The sequence below is a fragment of the Halobellus inordinatus genome (genome assembly GCF_024498335.1).
Classification (GTDB): domain Archaea; phylum Halobacteriota; class Halobacteria; order Halobacteriales; family Haloferacaceae; genus Haloquadratum; species Haloquadratum inordinatus.
Genome location: NZ_CP101825.1, coordinates 966,295 through 983,712 on the forward strand (window position 1 = coordinate 966,295; position 17,418 = coordinate 983,712).

Annotated in this window: 15 protein-coding genes and 2 tRNA genes; 11 read left to right on the plus strand and 6 right to left on the minus strand. The window is 66.8% G+C overall.

Annotated features, from left to right (window positions below; all coding sequences use genetic code 11):
* Nucleotides 1–163 precede the first annotated feature (163 nt).
* The 9 genes from NO362_RS04990 (at nt 164) to NO362_RS05030 (ending at nt 10,615) form a co-directional block, all read left to right on the plus strand.
* The gene (locus NO362_RS04990; protein ID WP_121569020.1) at nt 164–457 is read left to right on the plus strand and encodes a MarR family transcriptional regulator; all 294 of its coding nucleotides are present in this window, start codon (nt 164–166) and stop codon (nt 455–457) included.
* 67 nt (nt 458–524) lie between these two features.
* Nucleotides 525–1,337: an SAMP-activating enzyme E1 gene (gene ubaA, locus NO362_RS04995; RefSeq protein WP_256546347.1), complete on the plus strand. Its 813-nt coding sequence runs from the start codon at nt 525–527 to the stop codon at nt 1,335–1,337.
* A 267-nt stretch (nt 1,338–1,604) separates the two neighbouring features.
* On the plus strand, nt 1,605–4,364 hold the full coding sequence (gene mutS, locus NO362_RS05000; RefSeq protein WP_256546348.1) for a DNA mismatch repair protein MutS: 2,760 nt from the start codon (nt 1,605–1,607) through the stop codon (nt 4,362–4,364).
* 175 nt (nt 4,365–4,539) lie between these two features.
* Nucleotides 4,540–4,971 carry an NUDIX hydrolase gene (locus NO362_RS05005; RefSeq protein ID WP_256546349.1) on the plus strand — a complete coding sequence of 144 codons (432 nt, stop codon included), beginning with the start codon at nt 4,540–4,542 and terminating at the stop codon, nt 4,969–4,971.
* Nucleotides 4,968–7,409, plus strand: a complete 2,442-nt coding sequence (gene mutL, locus NO362_RS05010) for a DNA mismatch repair endonuclease MutL (protein ID WP_439331166.1) — start codon at nt 4,968–4,970, stop codon at nt 7,407–7,409. Before NO362_RS05005 ends, mutL begins: the two co-directional genes overlap by 4 nt.
* Nucleotides 7,410–7,547: 138 nt before the next feature.
* The gene (gene kdgK1 / locus NO362_RS05015) at nt 7,548–8,507 is read left to right on the plus strand and encodes a bifunctional 2-dehydro-3-deoxygluconokinase/2-dehydro-3-deoxygalactonokinase (protein ID WP_256546350.1); all 960 of its coding nucleotides are present in this window, start codon (nt 7,548–7,550) and stop codon (nt 8,505–8,507) included.
* A 10-nt stretch (nt 8,508–8,517) separates the two neighbouring features.
* Complete coding sequence (locus NO362_RS05020) at nt 8,518–9,240, plus strand: DUF6663 family protein (protein WP_256546351.1); 723 nt, start codon at nt 8,518–8,520, stop codon at nt 9,238–9,240.
* A 32-nt stretch (nt 9,241–9,272) separates the two neighbouring features.
* The gene (locus NO362_RS05025; RefSeq protein ID WP_121569013.1) at nt 9,273–9,701 is read left to right on the plus strand and encodes a CopG family ribbon-helix-helix protein; all 429 of its coding nucleotides are present in this window, start codon (nt 9,273–9,275) and stop codon (nt 9,699–9,701) included.
* 89 nt (nt 9,702–9,790) lie between these two features.
* Nucleotides 9,791–10,615: an IS5 family transposase gene (locus NO362_RS05030; protein WP_256546352.1), complete on the plus strand. Its 825-nt coding sequence runs from the start codon at nt 9,791–9,793 to the stop codon at nt 10,613–10,615.
* Between the two features lie 116 nt (nt 10,616–10,731).
* Here NO362_RS05030 and NO362_RS05035 read toward each other — a convergent pair whose 3' ends face one another.
* A complete protein-coding gene (locus NO362_RS05035) occupies nt 10,732–11,220 on the minus strand; it encodes a zinc ribbon domain-containing protein (RefSeq protein ID WP_256546353.1) in 489 nt (162 codons plus the stop codon).
* 232 nt (nt 11,221–11,452) lie between these two features.
* Between NO362_RS05035 and NO362_RS05040 the strand changes: the two genes are divergently transcribed.
* Entirely contained in the window at nt 11,453–12,280 is an 828-nt protein-coding gene (locus NO362_RS05040) for a ZIP family metal transporter (RefSeq protein ID WP_256546354.1), read from the plus strand.
* 125 nt (nt 12,281–12,405) lie between these two features.
* Here the strand turns inward: NO362_RS05040 and NO362_RS05045 are convergent.
* Both NO362_RS05045 and NO362_RS05050 read right to left on the minus strand, forming a co-directional pair.
* Nucleotides 12,406–12,480: transfer RNA gene (locus tag NO362_RS05045), tRNA-Ile, on the minus strand.
* A 111-nt stretch (nt 12,481–12,591) separates the two neighbouring features.
* Nucleotides 12,592–12,664 (minus strand) — tRNA-Asn (locus NO362_RS05050).
* Nucleotides 12,665–12,819: 155 nt separating this feature from the next.
* On the opposite strand from NO362_RS05050, the gene cca reads away from it, so the two are divergent.
* Nucleotides 12,820–14,238, plus strand: a complete 1,419-nt coding sequence (gene cca, locus NO362_RS05055) for a CCA tRNA nucleotidyltransferase (RefSeq protein ID WP_256546355.1) — start codon at nt 12,820–12,822, stop codon at nt 14,236–14,238.
* Between the two features lie 34 nt (nt 14,239–14,272).
* On the opposite strand, the gene NO362_RS05060 is transcribed toward cca, so the two are convergent.
* The 3 genes from NO362_RS05060 to NO362_RS05070 form a co-directional block, all read right to left on the minus strand.
* Entirely contained in the window at nt 14,273–15,289 is a 1,017-nt protein-coding gene (locus NO362_RS05060) for a histone deacetylase family protein (RefSeq protein ID WP_256546356.1), read from the minus strand.
* Between the two features lie 2 nt (nt 15,290–15,291).
* Nucleotides 15,292–15,723, minus strand: a complete 432-nt coding sequence (locus tag NO362_RS05065) for a histone family protein (protein WP_121569007.1) — start codon at nt 15,721–15,723, stop codon at nt 15,292–15,294.
* 135 nt (nt 15,724–15,858) lie between these two features.
* Nucleotides 15,859–17,343: a single-stranded DNA binding protein gene (locus NO362_RS05070; RefSeq protein WP_256546357.1), complete on the minus strand. Its 1,485-nt coding sequence runs from the start codon at nt 17,341–17,343 to the stop codon at nt 15,859–15,861.
* Nucleotides 17,344–17,418: the final 75 nt, after the last annotated feature.

Sequence of the window (17,418 nt, forward strand, 5' to 3'; positions counted from 1 at the left end):
TGATTTTCACATCGTTCCGTCCGACAGTATCAATCGTCGCTGCCGTCGCCGTGACAGTCCAAGTGATTACACGGGCGTAACCTGCTGTAGCACCGTAATCTGGCCGTTCTCTCCGTCCCGACTCGCGAAGGTTTATGACCGTTCGACTGCTCGAATTGTAACAATGGCAGAGGCAGAAGAGGAGAGTCTCGACGACCTCCCTCCGAGCGCGAAGTTGGTCTTCAAAGTACTCGAGTACAACGGCCCGCTAACCCAGAAAGGAATCGTCCAGGAATCGATGCTCTCGGCCCGGACGGTCCGCTACGCACTCGAACGACTCGAGGGAATCGACGTCGTCGACGAGGACGTCTACTTCGCCGACGCGCGACAGAATCTCTATCAGCTCACCGACGACGCACCGGAGACCCACCCCGCCGAGGGCGACGGCGACGAAGCGGAAGCCTGCTGCGCGGAGTAACCGCTCCCGTTTGGGGTTGGACTAATTTTCCACGAGAAGTTATCCCTCCCCACTCCCGAGTACGACTATGTCACTCTCACTCGACGCTACGCAACTGGATCGCTACTCCAGACACATCATTATGGACGAGGTCGGTCCCGAGGGACAAAAGCGCCTGCTCGACGCCCGGGTGCTCGTCGTCGGCGCGGGCGGCCTGGGCGCGCCGGTGATTCAGTACCTCGCCGCCGCGGGGGTCGGCACGCTCGGCATCGTCGACGACGACGTCGTCGAGCGGAGCAATCTCCAGCGCCAGGTCATCCACCACGATGCCGACGTCGGCCGACCGAAAGTCGACAGCGCGGCGGCGTTCGTCGAGGGCCTCAATCCGGACGTCGACGTCGAGACCTACGAGACCAGACTGGAGAAATCGAACGTCGAGGAGGTGGTCCCCGGCTACGACCTCGTCGTCGACGCCTCGGACAACTTCCCGACGCGGTACCTCCTGAACGACTTCTGTCGGCTCCGGGAGATCCCGATCGCCCACGGCGCGATCTACAAGTTCGAAGGACAGCTGACGACGCTCGTTCCCGGCGGACCGTGTTACCGCTGTCTGTTCCCCGAAGCGCCCGAGCCCGGAACGGTCCCGGACTGTGCGACCACTGGCGTCCTCGGCGTCCTGCCCGGAACCGTCGGCTGTATCCAGGCCACGGAAGCAGTGAAACTCATCCTCGACGCCGGCGATCTGCTGACAGGACAACTGCTTTTTTACGACGCGATGGAACTCTCCTTCGAGAAGGTTCCGTACCGCAAGAACCCCGACTGTCCGGTCTGCGGCGACGACCCGATCGACTCGATCGACGAGGTGGAGTACACGGCGGCCTGTGCGGTCGGCGGCGACTGAACCCGTCGCTGCGAGGGCGTTCGTGAGCCCCTCCTTTCGTTCGGGACGGCGGCAGCGCTCTGCGTCGACCCGCTGGCGAACAGTCGGCACACGCGTCACTGCCCGCGTCGACGTGCCGAACGACCGCTGCCCGACGCGGGACGGATGCTACGTCACGGAGACGCTGGCCTCTTCATCCGATATAAACCCAGGGTCGCGCCGTGCTCATCTGCGCGCGCCGTCCGCCCACACCGCAGCGTTTTATCCGCGCGCAGCCCAGGTGCGCGTATGGCCTCGCAGGGAATCGTCGAGGAGTTTCTCTCTCTGAAATCCGACACCGACGCGGACGTCCTGACGATGCAGTGTGGCGACTTCTACGAGTTCTTCGCCGACGACGCCGAACTGGTCGGTGACGAACTCGATCTGAAGATCTCCGAGAAGTCCTCGCACGGGTCGTCGTATCCGATGGCCGGCGTCCCCGTCGACGACCTCACACCATATTTAAAGGCACTCGTCGAGCGCGGCTACCGGGTCGCCGTCGCCGACCAGTTCGAAGACGAAAGCGGCGACCACTACCGAAGCGTCACGCGGATCGTCACGCCCGGCACGCTCTTAGAGACCGACGACGCCGACGCGCGCTATATCGCCGCAGTCGTGGGCGAGACGAGCGGAACGAGTGACGAGCGCCGATCCACCGGCGGCGTCTCGGGTTCCGACGACGACAGCATCGGCCTCGCTTTCGCCGACGCGACGACCGGACAGTTCCTCGTGACGGTCGCCGACGACGCCGACGACGCGCTCTCGGAACTCTATCGGTTTGGGCCGGTCGAGATCCTTCCGGGCCCTGACGTCCGCGGCGACGACGCGCTCACCCGCCGGCTTCGCGAGGAGACCGACGCGACCGTCTCGCTCTTCGAGGCCGACGCCTTCGCACCGGGACGCGCGAAACACCGCCTCCGCGAGCACTTCGGCCGCGAGACGCTCGACAGCGTCGGCCTCCAGCGCGACTCGGCGATCCGCGCGGCGGGCGCGGCCCTCCGCTACGTCGAGGAGACCGGCGCGGGCGTCCTGCCGTCGATGACGCGCCTGCGCTCGTTCGAGACGAACGAGCACCTCGAACTCGATTCGACGACGCAGCGGAACCTCGAACTCACGGAGACGATGCAGGGCGACCGCGACGGCACCCTCGTCGACACGATCGACCACACGGTGACGAGTCCGGGCGGGCGACTCCTCCGCGAGTGGGTGACCCGTCCGCGACGCGACCGCGCGGAACTGACGCGCCGACTCGACGCGGTTGAGGCGCTCTCCGCGGCCGCACTCGCCCGCGAACGCGTCCGCGAGGCGCTCGACGGCGGATACGACCTCGAACGGCTGGCTGCCCGGGCGGCGTCCGGCAGTGCCGACGCTGGCGACTTGCTGGCCGTCCGCGACACGCTCGGAATCCTGCCGGACGTCGCCGACGCTATCGAGGGATCACGCCTCGAATCGTCGCCGCTCACCGCAGTCGCCGACCGGCCCGACCGTGATGCGGCCGGCCGTCTCCGCGAGGAACTGGCGGCGGCGCTCGCCGACGACCCACCGAAGACGGTGACGCAGGGCGGCCTGTTCCGCCGCGGCTACGACGACGAACTCGACGACTTGCTGGACCGCCACGAGGACGCACAGGAGTGGATCGACACGCTCGCCGAACGCGAGAAGCGCCAGCACGGCCTCAGCCACGTCACCGTTGATCGGAACAAGACCGACGGGCACTACATCCAGGTCGGCAAGTCGGTCGCCGATCAGGTGCCCGAGCACTACCGGGAGATCAAGACGCTGAAGAACTCCAAGCGGTTCGTCACCGACGAACTGGAGGAGCGCGAGCGGGAGATTCTCAGATTAGAGGAGGCCCGCGGCGATCTGGAGTACGACCTCTTCTGTGACCTTCGCGAGCGGGTCGCCGACCACGCCGAACTCCTGCAGGACGTCGGTCGCGCTCTCGCCGAGGTCGACGCGTTGGCGTCGCTCGCGACGCACGCCGCCGGTAACGACTGGACCCGTCCGGAACTGACCGAGCCGGGACCGCTGCAGATAGACGCCGGTCGCCACCCCGTCGTCGAGCAGACGACCGAGTTCGTCCCCAACGGCGTCCGAATGGACGGAGATCGGGAGTTCCTGATCGTCACCGGGCCGAATATGAGCGGGAAGTCGACGTATATGCGGCAGGTCGCGCTCGTCACGCTGCTCGCACAGGTCGGGAGCTTCGTCCCGGCGCGCTCGGCGACGATCGGCGTCGTCGACGGCATCTACACCCGTGTCGGCGCGCTCGACGAACTCGCGCAGGGCCGCTCGACGTTCATGGTCGAGATGCAGGAACTCTCGAACATCCTGCACTCGGCGTCGGAAGATTCGCTGGTCATACTCGACGAAGTCGGGCGCGGCACCGCGACCTACGACGGCATCTCGATCGCGTGGGCCGCGACGGAGTATCTCCACAACGAGGTCCGCGCGAAGACGCTCTTTGCGACGCACTACCACGAGCTCACGTCGCTGGCGGACCACCTCGATCGCGTCGCGAACGTCCACGTCGCCGTCGACGATGCGGGTGACGACGTGACGTTCCTCCGGACGATCGAGGACGGTCCGACAGATCGCTCCTACGGCGTCCACGTCGCGGAGTTGGCCGGCGTCCCCGACCCGGTCGTCTCCCGCGCGGACGCGGTGCTCGCGCGCCTCCGCGCCGAGGAGGCGATCGAGGCCCGCGGAAGCGGTGGCGGCGATAGTGAACCGACGCAGGCCGTCTTCGACCTCTCGGCCGGCCAGTTCGTCGACGAGACGGCGAGCGCGGAGGCGACCGACGGCGGTCGGACGGGCGAGGAGAACGCGGCGGCCGATGCGTCGACCACCTCTGCCGCAGACCCCGACGCCGACTCGTCGCGGCCGGCCGCAGTCGACCCGGAACTGGACGACATCGCCGCCGAACTGACGGAACTGGATCTGAACGACATATCCCCGATCGAACTGATGACGACCGTTCAGGAGTGGAAGCAGCGGCTGGACGAGTAGAGCGCGCCCGACGGGCCGGCCGTCGCTATCGCCACGACCGGTAACGATTAGGGCGCATACGACCAGTACCCGGATAGCAAATGTGTTGGGACGAGCGACCGCGCTGTCTGCTGTCGGGCCGAATCGGCCGTTCGACGCGGTGTGAGGCGACCACCTCACGGCAGGGAGTGCCGACGTGACCGACGCCGACGACCACTTGGAGGCGACGATCAGTCAGCGAGGCGTCCTCTTCGCCGCCTCGGGCGACGTGCTCGTCGTCCGCCGGAGCACCGACGGCGGGTGGGAACTCCCCGGTGGCCGGCTCGAACCGTACGAGGACGCGCCCGACGGGATCCACCGCGAGATCGTCGAGGAGACGGCGCTCGACGTTCACGTCGGCCGGCCCATCCACACGGCGTCGTGGCGAAACGACACCGACCAGGGACGCTTCGCGGTCTACTACTGGTGTGCGGTCCCCGCCGGACTCGACGTCGTCGCCGACGATCCAGTCCAGCTCAGCCACGAACACTCGACGCACGCGTGGCTGTCGCCGGAAGCGGCCGCCGACCGACTGAGCGCGGTACAGTCCGAGGCAGTTTTGACGGCGACGGAGGTCTACGACCCGTGAGCGGAGACGACGCCGCGGGCGATGCCGCAGACGCCGATCCGACGCCGACGATCCGCGCGCTCGACGAGCAGACCGTGCGACAGATCGCGGCCGGCGAGGTCGTCGAACGGCCCGCGTCGGTCGTGAAGGAGCTCCTCGAAAACAGCCTCGACGCCGGCGCAGATCGCATCTCCGTCGCGGTCGACGCGGGCGGCACCGAGGGCGTTCGCGTCCGCGACGACGGCGTCGGGATGGACCGCGAGGCGGTCCAGCGCGCGGTCGAAGAACACACCACGAGCAAGATCGACGACATCGACGACCTCGAAGCCGGCGTCGGAACGCTCGGGTTCCGCGGCGAGGCGCTCCACACGATCGGCGCGGTCTCGCGGGTGAGGATCCGGACGAAGCCCCGCGGTGGCGACGGCGTCGGCACGGAACTCCGCGTCGAGGGCGGCGAAGTAACGGACGTGAGCGCTGCGGGCTGCCCCGAGGGGACTGTCGTCGAGGTCGACGACCTGTTCTACAACACGCCCGCCCGCCGGAAGTTCCTGAAGACGACCGCGACGGAGTTCGATCACGTCAACACCGTCGTCACGCACTACGCGCTCGCGAACCCGGACGTCGCCATCTCCTTAGAACACGACGACCGCGAGGTGTTCGCGACCGAGGGCCGCGGGAGCCTCCAGTCGGCGGTCCTCTCAGTGTACGGCCGCGAGGTCGCCGAGTCGATGATCCGCGTCGAACACGACCCCGATGCGGGGCCGATCGAGCGCGTCACGGGACTGGTCAGCCATCCGGAGACGACCCGCAGCACTCGGGAGTACCTCTCGACGTTCGTCAACGACCGGTACGTCACCGCCCGCGTCCTCCGGGAGTCGGTCCTCGACGCCTACGGCGGCCAGTTGGCCACCGACCGCTACCCCTTCGCGGTCCTGTTCGTCGACGTCCCCGCCGACGCGGTCGACGTGAACGTCCACCCGCGGAAGATGGAGGTCCGCTTCGGCGACGAGGCGGGCGTCCGCGAGGCCGTCACCGACGCCGTGCGGACCGCGTTGCTCGACGAGGGGCTGATCAGGTCGACGGCGCCTAGAGGCCGTTCAGCACCCGCGGAGACCGCGATCGAGCCCGAATCGCCCGACTCGGAGGTGCGCGGCGGCGCGGGACACAGCCCGCAGCCGAGCAGTGGAGACGACGCCGGAGGCACGGTGGCTGATAGCGTCACCGCCACCGAAGACGGCGACGCGTTGCAGTCTTCCGAGACCGGGCGAGCGCGCGACAGCAGCTCCGAAACGGGTGATCTGGACACCACCTCGGACGAGCGTCTCGACGCCGACCGCTTCGCGGATCGCGGCGACGGCCGCTCGGGGGACACCGGAGACGGCACCGACAGCGTCGACACCGACAGCGACGGCTTCGAGCGCGACCGTGACAGCGGCGACGGCGACGACCGCGCTCAGACGGTCGATCCGACGGACGAGGACGCCTGGACTGTCACCGACGCTGGCAGCGAACGAGAGCGCGGCCGCGACGACCGTCCGCCCGCCCGCGACTCCCGGACCTCGACGTCGGATCAATCGACGTTCGGCGAGTCGGAGGCTGATTCGATCGGGGAGTCGTCGCGGACCGCTACGCCACCGGGAACGGCTGCTGATCCGACGGAGACGGCGCGGAGCGCAGACACGGACTCCCGATCGAGCGGTGATTTCGACGTCGACGACGCCCGCGGCACGGCCCGCGACGAGCGCTCGGACGCCTCACAGCCGCGCCCGACGGGCATCGTCGGGCCGACGACCCAGCGCGACCTCCACGGTGAGGCGGCGACGCTCGAACCCGACTTCGACTCGTTGCCGTCGATGCGGATCCTCGGCCAACTCCACGATACCTACGTCGTCGCCGAGACCGACTCGGGGATGGTGCTCGTCGACCAGCACGCGGCCGACGAGCGGGTGAACTACGAGCGCCTCCAGTCTGAACTCGACGGCGACGTCGCCACACAGGCGCTCGCGGACCCCGTCGAACTCGAACTCACCGCGCGCGAGGCGGCGCTGTTCGAGGAGTACCGCGAGGCGCTGGCGTCAATTGGCTTCCGCGCCGAACGCGTCGACCAGCGCACCGTCGCAGTCGAGGCTGTCCCCGCGGTGTTCGCGGAGGCGCTCGATCCCGAACTCCTGCGCGATACGCTCACGGCGTTCGTCGCCGAGGACGGCGACGGCGGCGCGGAGACGGTCGAGGCAGTCGCCGACGACCTGCTTGCGGACCTGGCGTGTTACCCGTCCGTGACCGGCAACACCTCGCTCACCGAGGGTTCGGTCGTGGATCTGCTGGAAGCGCTCGACGACTGCGAGAACCCCTACGCGTGCCCGCACGGCCGCCCGGTCGTCGTCGCGATCGACGGCGACGAGATCGGCGACCGCTTCGAGCGCGACTACCCGGGACACGGCGGCCGGCGGGACGCCTGAGTCTGCGTTTTCTGTCTCATCCACCCGAGCGTAGAGTCGGCTCCTGCCTCCCGAGCGCGGATTCGGTTCCCGCCGCACCCCGAGCGCGGAGACTGCTCATCTCCGGAACTTATGTATCCCCTCGGAGAACGAGCGGGTATGGCGGATATCGTGACTTTCGGCGAGACGATGCTCAGACTCTCGCCGCCGCGGGGCGAGCGCCTCGAACGGACCCGCGAACTCGACGCGCGAACGGGCGGTGCCGAGAGCAACGTTGCCGTCGCGGCCTCGCGACTGGGCTGTGACGCGGCGTGGGTCTCGAAACTCCCCGACTCGCCGCTCGGCCGACGGATCGTCTCCGAACTGCGCAGCCACGGCGTCCAGACGGACATCGCGTGGGACGACTCCGAGGACGCGCGCCTCGGGACGTACTACCTCGAACACGGGGGCGAACCCCGCGGCACCGACGTGATCTACGATCGGACGGACGCATCGGTGACGACTGCGACGCCGGACGAACTGCCGGCGACCGCACTCGACGGTGCGGAGTTCTTCTACACGAGCGGGATTACCCCCGCGCTCTCGTCGACGCTCGCGAAGACGACCGACGCGCTGCTCCGGGCGGCCGGACGGGCGGACGTGACCACCGCCTTCGACCTGAACTACCGCTCGAAGCTGTGGACGCCCGAGGAGGCGAAAGCGGGCTACGAATCGTTGTTTCCGCATATCGACGTGCTCGTCGCGGCCGAGCGCGACGCGGCCACCTGCCTCGGTCGGGACGGCGATCCCGTCGAGGTGGCAAACGGCCTCCTGCACGACTTTGACTTCGAGACGGTCGTCCTCACTCGCGGCGAAAACGGCTCGCTCGCCGTCCACGAGGGAGAGGTGTTCGAACAGGCAGTCTACGACGCGGACACTTTCGACGCCATCGGCACCGGCGACGCCTTCGTCGGCGGCTATCTCGCCGAGCGCGTCGCCGGTGGCGACGTTCCCGACGCGCTCGCACACGGGGCGGCGACGGCGTCGCTGAAGCGCACCGTCGACGGCGACCTAGCAGTCGTCACGCCCGCCGAAGTCGAACGCGTCGTCGCCGAACAGGGTGGCGGCATCTCGCGGTGATGAGTGCGTGATGGATCTGAAGACGAGCGATCGATACCGCGTCCTCGGCCGCCCTCGCGACCCCGACGAACTCCTGCTCGTCGAGGCCGACGACTTCGACGACGCCGCCGCAGTGGCTGCCGATTCCGACGATGCAGACGCCGCAACTGTCGACTCCGAGGAGGAGGCAGCGCGGGCAGACTCCGACCCCGACGAAGCGTTCGCCCCGATGTACGTCGACACCACCGGCTACGACGGTGCACTCGCTGATGCCGTCGCGTCGCTCCGCGCGGGCACGCTCGTCGACGCGACGCTCGCGTGGTCCGACGGCGACCCGCGGTTCGAATCGATCGACGTCGTCGCCGACTCCGTCTTCGAGTTCTACGACGGCGTCACCGGGATCTTCGAGGCGGCCAAACAGACGTGGATGGTCGCCGAGGCCGACAACGCGGCGATGAACGGCCGCGTGACCAAGAACACCGACGGCGAACCCAACGGCGCGCTCTACGTCTTCGCCAAGCAGGCTGGCGCTCGCGACCTTTTCGAGGAGTTTCGCACCGGTGTCACGCCGCTGGACCCGCTCGTGCGCCGCGCCGATCGCGGCGAGTCGATCCCGCCCGAGACGGAGCAAGCCCGAGCGGTGTTCGCCCTTCGGCCCGCGGACGAACCGTTCCTCGTCGTCTACGTGGTCTTTCGTCGCGACGGGGTGTTGGCTGAGACTCTCCGATCGACGTACGGCGCCCCCGATTCCTAGGAATTAATATCCGACGGCCTCTGAGTTAATATATGACCGTCGTCAGCGTCTCGATGCCCGAAGCGTTGGTCGAGCGAATCGACGCCTTCGCCGAAGAGCACGGCTACACCGGCCGGAGCGAGGTCGTCCGCGAGGCCTCGCGGAATCTGCTCGGAGAGTTCGAGGACAAACGACTGGAAGATAGAGAACTGATGGCCGTGGTGACGGTCGTCTTCGAGTACGAGACGACGAACGTCGAAGAGCGGATGATGAAACTCCGCCACGAGTACGAGAACCTCGTCGCCTCGAACTTCCACAGTCACGTCGGCGAGCACCGCTGTATGGAACTGTTCGTCCTGGAAGGGGGTCTCGAAGACATCTCCACGTTCGTCGGCAAGATCCGTGCGACGAAAGACACGCTCAGCGTCGATTACTCGGTGATGCCAGTCGACGAGTTCAGCGGCATTCCGACCGAAGAGTAATAGGGATTATCGTGCTCTGTTGAAGAGCGATCTATTCAGCCGATATCACGGGTTTAGAAGGATGAAGCCGAGGAATTCGATTCTTGCCTATGGAAGTCGACCTCCTCGACTTCGTTGAGCAGTGTCGTGACCTAGCTAAACAAGCGTTGGGGAAGCACGCGGGCGAGCCCGCCAGCGGCGGGTTCGCCCGCTGGGTCCACGTTGTTCTGCACTGCTTTCGGCTCGAAGAAGGCCACAGCTACCGTGAAACGCCGAATCGGTTGAAGTACTTGACTGAGGTTCGTGACGCCCTCGGCCTAGATCGGGACGACCTGCCGGATTACAGCACGATCTACAAATCTTTTGACCGGCTGAAAATGTGGGTGTGGCGGGCGCTGCTGCGCGTTTCTGCGCAGCAGCACCCGCAGTCTGGTCACGCCGCTCTCGACAGCACGTTCTTTGACCGTCGTCGTGCTTCCTCGTATTTCCGCCAGCGATCGGGAAGCACCGTACAGACGCTGAAAGTGACGACATTAACTGATGTGGAATCGCTTGCGGTTCTTGACGTTCACATCACAGCACGGTGGAAGCACGATACGAAGACCGGACCGCAGGTCGTCCGCCGAAACGCGGACGACCTGCAGTCCGTCGCTGCCGACAACGGCTTCCAAGACTGGCACACCGAGTACGAGATCGCCGCGTATGACCTTGAGTATCTTGTTCACTATCGTGGATCATCACCGAAATCAGCCCTGAACAACGCGCTCAACCGGGCAAACGGCTACTCTCAGCGCTGGATGGCCGAAACGTCGTACTCAACAGCCAAGCGCTCGCTCGGCGACGCCGTGCGAGCGCTCGGCTGGTATCGCCAGTTTCGTGAAATTGTCCTGATGTTCGCCATCATCAACATAGAATCACTGTGTGAGCCGCTGTAACCGTGGCTCAGCATCTATTCAACAGAGCAGATTATCGTACGTCTCCATAGATGTCTCGCCGGACGATACCCCGAACAGTTACGTACTCCCTATAAGAACCGGCCGCGGTACGCTCCTCACTCGGTGCGCCGCGGTCCGTCGGCCAACCGCGTCGTACACCACGGACAGAAGTCCAGATCCGGGTCCAACTCCTTCCCGCAGTGAGGACACGTCTCCTCGGCGTCCGCCGTCACCGTCTCGCCCGTCGACGTCGCGGTGTCAGCCGCCGCCCCGTCGACGCCGTCGCGGCCGTACTCGCCACCCGTCGCCGCCCGACGAGCGTCAGCAACCCGCGATCGGTGCTGTCGGCTCCGGGCGAGGACGTAGGCGTCGGCGACGCTCGCGACGCCGACTATCAGGACGGGCGCGAGCGTCGCCGGATCGCCGCCGCCGTCGAGAAGCGTCCGTGCGGCCTCGGGTGGCACGAACAGCACCGAGGTGGCAACCGCGGCGGCGAACCATCCGAGCCCACGCTTCCACCGTCTGAGGTAGAAGTGTCCGAGCCCGGTGGCGAGCGTGCCGAGGAACGCCGCGAGCCACGGCCGCTTCTCCCGCTGGCTACTCATACGTACACTTTCGGACCCGACCGATTAGGTCTTGTGGGTTTTCGATCTCTCTCATACGATCCACCGCCGGGAGCGACGCTCCCACGTGGAAGCCGATGATATAAGCCCCTCGCCGACGAGTCGTCTGCTATGGCTTCCTGTCGGACGGCTCTCACGACTCCTGCTCGTCTCCCTAGACGGCAGCGACACCACGGCGCTACGGGACTGATTCGACCCGGCGTGGGGAGCTGACATGCTCGCTGATACGTTCGTCGAGCTGTTCGGCTCGAACCCGATCGTTCACGGCCTCGTCGGCGGCCTCGTGATCGCGGGGATGAATCTCCTCGGCGCGTCGCTCGTGTTCGTCTGGCGGGACCCGTCCGAACGGGCGCTCGATGGGGCGCTCGGATTCGCCGCCGGGGTGATGCTCGCAGCCAGTTTCACGAGCCTCATCATTCCGGGGATAGAGACGTACTCGAACGGCAATCCGATTCCGGTTCTCGTCGGTCTCCTTCTCGGCGCGCTGTTTCTCGACCGTTCCGACGGCCTCGTTCCGCACGCGCACTTCCTCCTGACGGGACGTCGCCGAGCAGACGCGGCGGACCCGGGCGAGTCGCTACCGCTTACCGACGACCGACTCGCGCCCGTGGTCCTGTTCATCCTTGCTATCACGCTGCACAATATGCCCGAGGGGCTCGCTGTCGGTGTCGGATTCGGCAGCGGCGACGTCGCGGGTGCGATCCCCCTGATGCTCGCGATCGGCATCCAGAACATCCCCGAGGGACTGGCCGTGTCCGTCGCCGCCGTCAACGCGGGACTCAATCGGCGTACATACGCCGTCTTCACCGGCATTCGATCGGGTCTCGTGGAGATCCCGCTGGCGGTTCTCGGTGCCTACGCCGTCCAGACAGTCTCGGTCTTGCTCCCCTACGCGATGGGCTTCGCTGCCGGTGCGATGCTGTTCGTCATCAGTGACGAGATCGTCCCGGAGACACACGTCAGCGGCCACGAGCGCGTCGCGACGCTCGGGACGATCATCGGTATCGTCGTGATGCTGTATCTCGATGTCTCGCTCGGCTGAGCGGGCTCGGTGGTAATAAAAGATGGGCCCTGACGGATTCGAACTTCGGTCGCAGCAAAGCTGCTCCCTGATTCGATTCCGTCAGCGTTGCAGGCTCGGTCCTCGCTTCCGCTCGGACACTCGTATGGGCCCTGACGGATTCGAACCATCGACCACTCGGTTATGAGCCGAGCGCTCTAACCAGACTGAGCTAAGGGCCCGACGGTCTATCGTTCCGCGGTCTCCCTCTTAGACGTTATCGTTGTCGTGGCGCGACTCGGCACCGCAGCGACGATACCAGCGGCTCAGACCTCGGCGTCGAGAGGAAGAAGCGCCGTCGCCAGGGCTCGAACCTGGGACCACCTCGTTAACAGCGAGGTGCTCTACCAACTGAGCTACGACGGCTCGTGCCTGCACACGAACGTACACCGAGGTAGTATGATAGGGCTTTCGTTTTCACCGCACGGATGCGAGGTACCGGCACAGTCGAGACGCCACACGGCGACTGTCCTGGGCGCATCGACACTCTTTCGCCGAGCCCACCCGAAGCGGTGACAACGATGGTCGATGCCGACGAGAGACGCCAGGTGATCGAACGCGTCCGCGAGCGGATCACGCCCGACGCCGCGGAGCGCGAGGCGATGCGGGCCGCAGTGGCGTCGCTCACCGAGCGCGTCGAAGCCGAACTCGCCGAGCTCCCGGTCGAGGGCGACGTCGTTCAGGTGGGATCGACGGCTCGCGGGACGTGGCTCGCCGGCGACCGTGACATCGACCTGTTCGTCCGGTTCCCGCCGTCGCTCGACCGCGAGACGCTGGAGCGCTACGGCCTCGAAATCGGCAACGCAGTTCTCCCCGGAGGACACGAGGAGTACGCCGAACACCCCTACGTCACCGGCGAGTTCGAGAGTTTCGACGTTGATCTCGTTCCCTGCTACGACGTCGGCGAGGGGTCTGCGTTGCAGTCGGCTGTCGACCGTACGCCCCACCACAACGCCTATCTCCGGGCGCACATCGACGACGACCTCGCGACCGAGATGCGCGTGTTCAAACAGTTCCTGAAGGGTATCGGCGTCTACGGGAGCAATCTCCGGACCGAGGGCTTCTCGGGGTATCTCTCTGAACTGCTCGTTCTCGAACACGGCGACTTCGCATCGCTGCTTGAGGCGGCCGCAGACTGGCACCCGCCGGTCGTTTTCGACCCCGAGGATCACGGCTCGCAGTCCCACGACGACCCGCTCGTGATGGTCGACCCGACAGACTCGACGCGGAACGTCGCCGCGGTCTGCTCGGCCGCGAATCTCGCGCGTCTCCAGCACTACGCTCGCGACTTTCTCGACGACCCGCGCCCGGAACTGTTCGAGTCCGCGACACCGGCTCCGCTCGCCCCCGAGGCAGTCCGTACCCACGTCGACCGCCGCGAGACGACGCCCGTCGCGATCGTCTTCGACGCACCGGATATCGTCGACGATCAGCTGTACCCCCAGCTCAGAAAGTCACTGTCGGGAGTCCGCGACGAACTCGATCGCCGTGGGTTCGAGCCGATCCGCGCCGCGACGTTCGCCGACGAGCGCGCGGTGCTGTTCGTCGAACTCGCCCACCGGACGCTCCCGTCGATCGAACGCCACGACGGTCCGCCCGTGCACGTTCGCCAGCACGCTGAGGGCTTCTACGAGGCGTATGCGGACGACGGCGATGCGTACGCGGACGACGAGGAGGGACACGACGAGCCCGACTCGGACTCTGCTCCCGACGTCTACGGGCCGTTCGTCGACGGCGACCGATACGTCGTCGAACGGGCCCGCGAGTTCACCGACGCCGCCGAACTGCTCGCCTCCGAGGAACTGTTTACGGTCGGCCTCGGCGCGCGGATCCAGACCACACTGGAAGACGACTACGACGTGCTCGTCGGCGACGCGGTCGCGACGCTCTGTGACGAATTCGGCTCGGAGTTAGCGGCGTATTTCGACCCGCAGCCATAGCGGTGGGCTGATCGCTGGCGTCGGGTCCGTCTCTTTACTCGTCGAGGCCGTGGGCCTTCCGGACGTCTTCGACCAACCGCTCGGTCTGTTCGTCGGGGTCGTCGTCGGGATCCATCGGCGAGCGGCCGTCGAAGGTCTCGTGGACGATCGCGACGCCCTCTGAGAGGGTGTCGAGGCCGTAGCCACCTTCGAGCACGAACGCAAGTCCTGCGTCGACGTCGTCGGTGAGCGAGCGGATCCGATCGGTTAGGAGAGCGTACCCTTCCGTCGAGACGCGCATTCGCGAGATCGGATCGTGCCGATGGGCGTCGAAGCCGGCGCTCACGATGAACAGATCCGGATCGTACCGCTCGATGGCGGGTCTGAGCACTTCCTCGACGACCAGAAGGTAGTCCTCGTCGCCTGCGCCCGCAGCGAGCGGAATGTTCAACGTCGTCCCGTCGCCGTCGCCAGTTCCCGTCTCGTCGACCTCACCGGTCCCCGGATAGAGTCCTTCCTCGTGGGCGGAGGCATAGAGGACGTCGCCCTGATCGTAGAAGATGTCCTGGGTGCCGTTGCCGTGGTGGACGTCCCAATCGAAGATGACTGCGCGGTCGACGTCCGCGTCCGGATCGTCGAGTACCGTCTGGGCGGCGACCGCCGCGTTGTTGATGAAGCAGAACCCCATCGCGTCGTCGGCGACGGCGTGGTGCCCGGGCGGGCGGCCGATCGCGAACGGCGTGTCGCGGCCGTCCGCGCCGTCGGCAGCCTCCCGGGCGGCCCACTGTGAGAGCCCCGCCGACGCGAGAGCGGCGTCCCAGGTGTCTTCGGACGCGACGGTGTCGGGATCCCAGTTGCCGCCGCCGTCGTCGCAGAACGAACTGATCTCGTCGACGTAGTCGGCGCCGTGGACGGCCGTCACCGACGACTCGTCGGCGGCGTCGGCTTCGACGTAGGACACGCCGTGTCGCTTCGCGAGCGCGCGGCGGATCGCGCGGAGTCTGTCGGCGGTCTCCGGGTGCCGGTCGCCGGTGTCGTGTGCGAGACAAGTCTCGCTGTAGCCGAACTGCATCGCTACTCGAAGAGGGCGAAGTACGTCTCGATGTCTTCGGCCTGAACCGTTCGCCGGTCCGCGTGCTGAGCCAGCGTCGCGGCCGCGCTCGCGACGTTGTCGGCGTAGTCTTCGAGGATGTCCGCGAGGGCGATCCGGGCATCCATCGAGACGCGGTACCGGTCGTCGATTTCGAGGCGGGCGATACGGTCGATCGGCGCGATCGGCAGTTCGAGTTCGCGACGACTGACGACCTGCTGGACGTCGAAGTCCTCGGCCATCAACGTCTTGCGGCCGTCTTCGGCCGCTTTCTCGGCGGCCTCGACGGCGAGCGCCGCCCCGTGTTCTTGGACGCGACGAGCGAGTTCCTCGGCTGCCCCGGAACTGACCCGGAGGTCGCCGGCTCTCCGTCGAATGATAGTGTCCACGGGGGCGAACGGCAACTCGACACTCATTACCAACATATGCGGTTCGACCGGCGTATAATCCTTTCCGTAGCGACCCCTGTGCCGCTCGCTGTCTGTCCGACGCCGTCGCTCGGCGGTTCTGCGCGGCGCGACTGGCGAACGTCGTCTCTGCTCCGTCGCGGCTTACTCCGTCCGCTCGACGTCGGCCGCGGTGATCCTTCCGTCGCTGACGGGGCCGGTAACGGTCACTTCCTCGCCCAGGCGGAGCGACTCGTCGGTTTCGACGCTTCGCGTCTCGGTCCCGTCGTCGAGGACGACCGGGCTTCCGGCCTGTACGACCGTGCCGGTGAACGTCTCGGTGCCGCCCGTCTCCCCGTCCGTGGTCGTCGCCTCCGCCGACTGGTCCGTGACTGTCGCGGCGACTGCGCCTGACCCCGACCCGTCGACGCTGGCCGCTCCGTCGCTCGCTGTGGTGTCGTCCGTATCGTTGCTACCGCTCGCCTCGAACGCGCCCAGTCCGGTCGACTGCGCTGCTTCGGCGGTAGTGTCGGCGGCGTCTTCCGGCGCGTCGTCCATCACGCTGATCGTCGATTGCCACCCGGCGGAGGCTTCGAGGTCGTCCTGCCAGCCGTCCTGAATCTCGACGTCCGTGAAGACGACGTAGTCCGCGAGGTCGATGTCGAGGTCGGCCTTCTCGCCCCAGAGTGCGACCCGGATGTCGCCGGTCTCGTCTTTGATTCGGACGTTCCGGACCTGTCCCTCGGAGCCGTCGTCGCGGTCGAACGTTCGCTTGGGATCGGTCTCGATGACGCCGCCCGCGATATCGGTGGTCTCGCCGAGTTCGAGCGCGTCGATGTCCGTCGTGTCGGGGACGTACTCGATCGCCTCGTCGAGGGCTTCGACCGCGCCGCGGTTCCCGACGTGGAGTTCGAGCGTGCCGTCGCGCTCTCTGACGTAGCCGTCGACGACTTCGACGGAGTCGCCGGTGTCGAACTCGGTCGCCAGATCGGCCTTCTCGTCCCAGAGCGTGACGCGCACGCGACCGGTCGGACCGCCGAGCGTCAGGTTCGCGACGCGGCCCTCCGAGCCGTCGTCGCGGTCGAACGTCCGGACGCTGTCGGTACTGAGTACGCGACCCTTCAGATTCACGTCCGAGAGCCCGAGCGCGAGGTCCTCGACGCGGTAGGTGTCGAGCGCCTCCACGTCGACTTCGGCGTCCGGGGCGGGTTCGACCTTGTCGACGTCGACTTCGACGCCGTTGTAGCCCTCTTTCGGGCGCCCCGCCACGCGGAGCACCTGCCCGACTTCGAGCCTTTCGACGGCGTCTTCGGCCATACCGTCCCACATCGTGATCCGGATGCGGCCGGATTCGTCGGCGACTTCGACGTTGACGACGCTCCCGTCGTCGTCGTCGCCGTCGCGCTCGAACGTCCGGAGGTCGCCGACGCTCATCACCTTCGCGAGGAACTTCACGTCGTCCATCCCCGGTGCGACGTCGGCGACGCCCTCGACCTCCTCGTCGCGGAGTTCGTGGGCGATGAGCATCGCGGCGGTCTCCTCGTCGGCGAGGCCCCCCATCTGTTCGACCTTGTCCTCGACGGCGGCCTCGAACTCCTCGAAGTCGACGTCGGTGTCGAGGTCGTCGTACACGTCTTCGATTGCTCCCATCTACGCGACACCCCCATCGCGGCGACGGCCGTCGGGTTCGAGCGCGAAACCCGCGGGTCGAGCGGATACGGCCAC

What these genes read in the sequence shown, in the direction of transcription:
- NO362_RS04990 (WP_121569020.1), top strand. Translation starts at nt 164, where the DNA reads ATGGCAGAGGCAGAAGAGGAGAGTCTCGACGACCTCCCTCCGAGCGCG.
- ubaA (WP_256546347.1), top strand. Translation starts at nt 525, where the DNA reads ATGTCACTCTCACTCGACGCTACGCAACTGGATCGCTACTCCAGACAC.
- mutS (WP_256546348.1), top strand. Translation starts at nt 1,605, where the DNA reads ATGGCCTCGCAGGGAATCGTCGAGGAGTTTCTCTCTCTGAAATCCGAC.
- kdgK1 (WP_256546350.1), top strand. Translation starts at nt 7,548, where the DNA reads ATGGCGGATATCGTGACTTTCGGCGAGACGATGCTCAGACTCTCGCCG.
- NO362_RS05020 (WP_256546351.1), top strand. Translation starts at nt 8,518, where the DNA reads ATGGATCTGAAGACGAGCGATCGATACCGCGTCCTCGGCCGCCCTCGC.
- NO362_RS05025 (WP_121569013.1), top strand. Translation starts at nt 9,273, where the DNA reads ATGACCGTCGTCAGCGTCTCGATGCCCGAAGCGTTGGTCGAGCGAATC.
- NO362_RS05030 (WP_256546352.1), top strand. Translation starts at nt 9,791, where the DNA reads ATGGAAGTCGACCTCCTCGACTTCGTTGAGCAGTGTCGTGACCTAGCT.
- NO362_RS05035 (WP_256546353.1), bottom strand. Translation starts at nt 11,220, where the DNA reads ATGAGTAGCCAGCGGGAGAAGCGGCCGTGGCTCGCGGCGTTCCTCGGC.
- NO362_RS05040 (WP_256546354.1), top strand. Translation starts at nt 11,453, where the DNA reads ATGCTCGCTGATACGTTCGTCGAGCTGTTCGGCTCGAACCCGATCGTT.
- cca (WP_256546355.1), top strand. Translation starts at nt 12,820, where the DNA reads ATGGTCGATGCCGACGAGAGACGCCAGGTGATCGAACGCGTCCGCGAG.
- NO362_RS05060 (WP_256546356.1), bottom strand. Translation starts at nt 15,289, where the DNA reads ATGCAGTTCGGCTACAGCGAGACTTGTCTCGCACACGACACCGGCGAC.
- NO362_RS05065 (WP_121569007.1), bottom strand. Translation starts at nt 15,723, where the DNA reads ATGAGTGTCGAGTTGCCGTTCGCCCCCGTGGACACTATCATTCGACGG.
- NO362_RS05070 (WP_256546357.1), bottom strand. Translation starts at nt 17,343, where the DNA reads ATGGGAGCAATCGAAGACGTGTACGACGACCTCGACACCGACGTCGAC.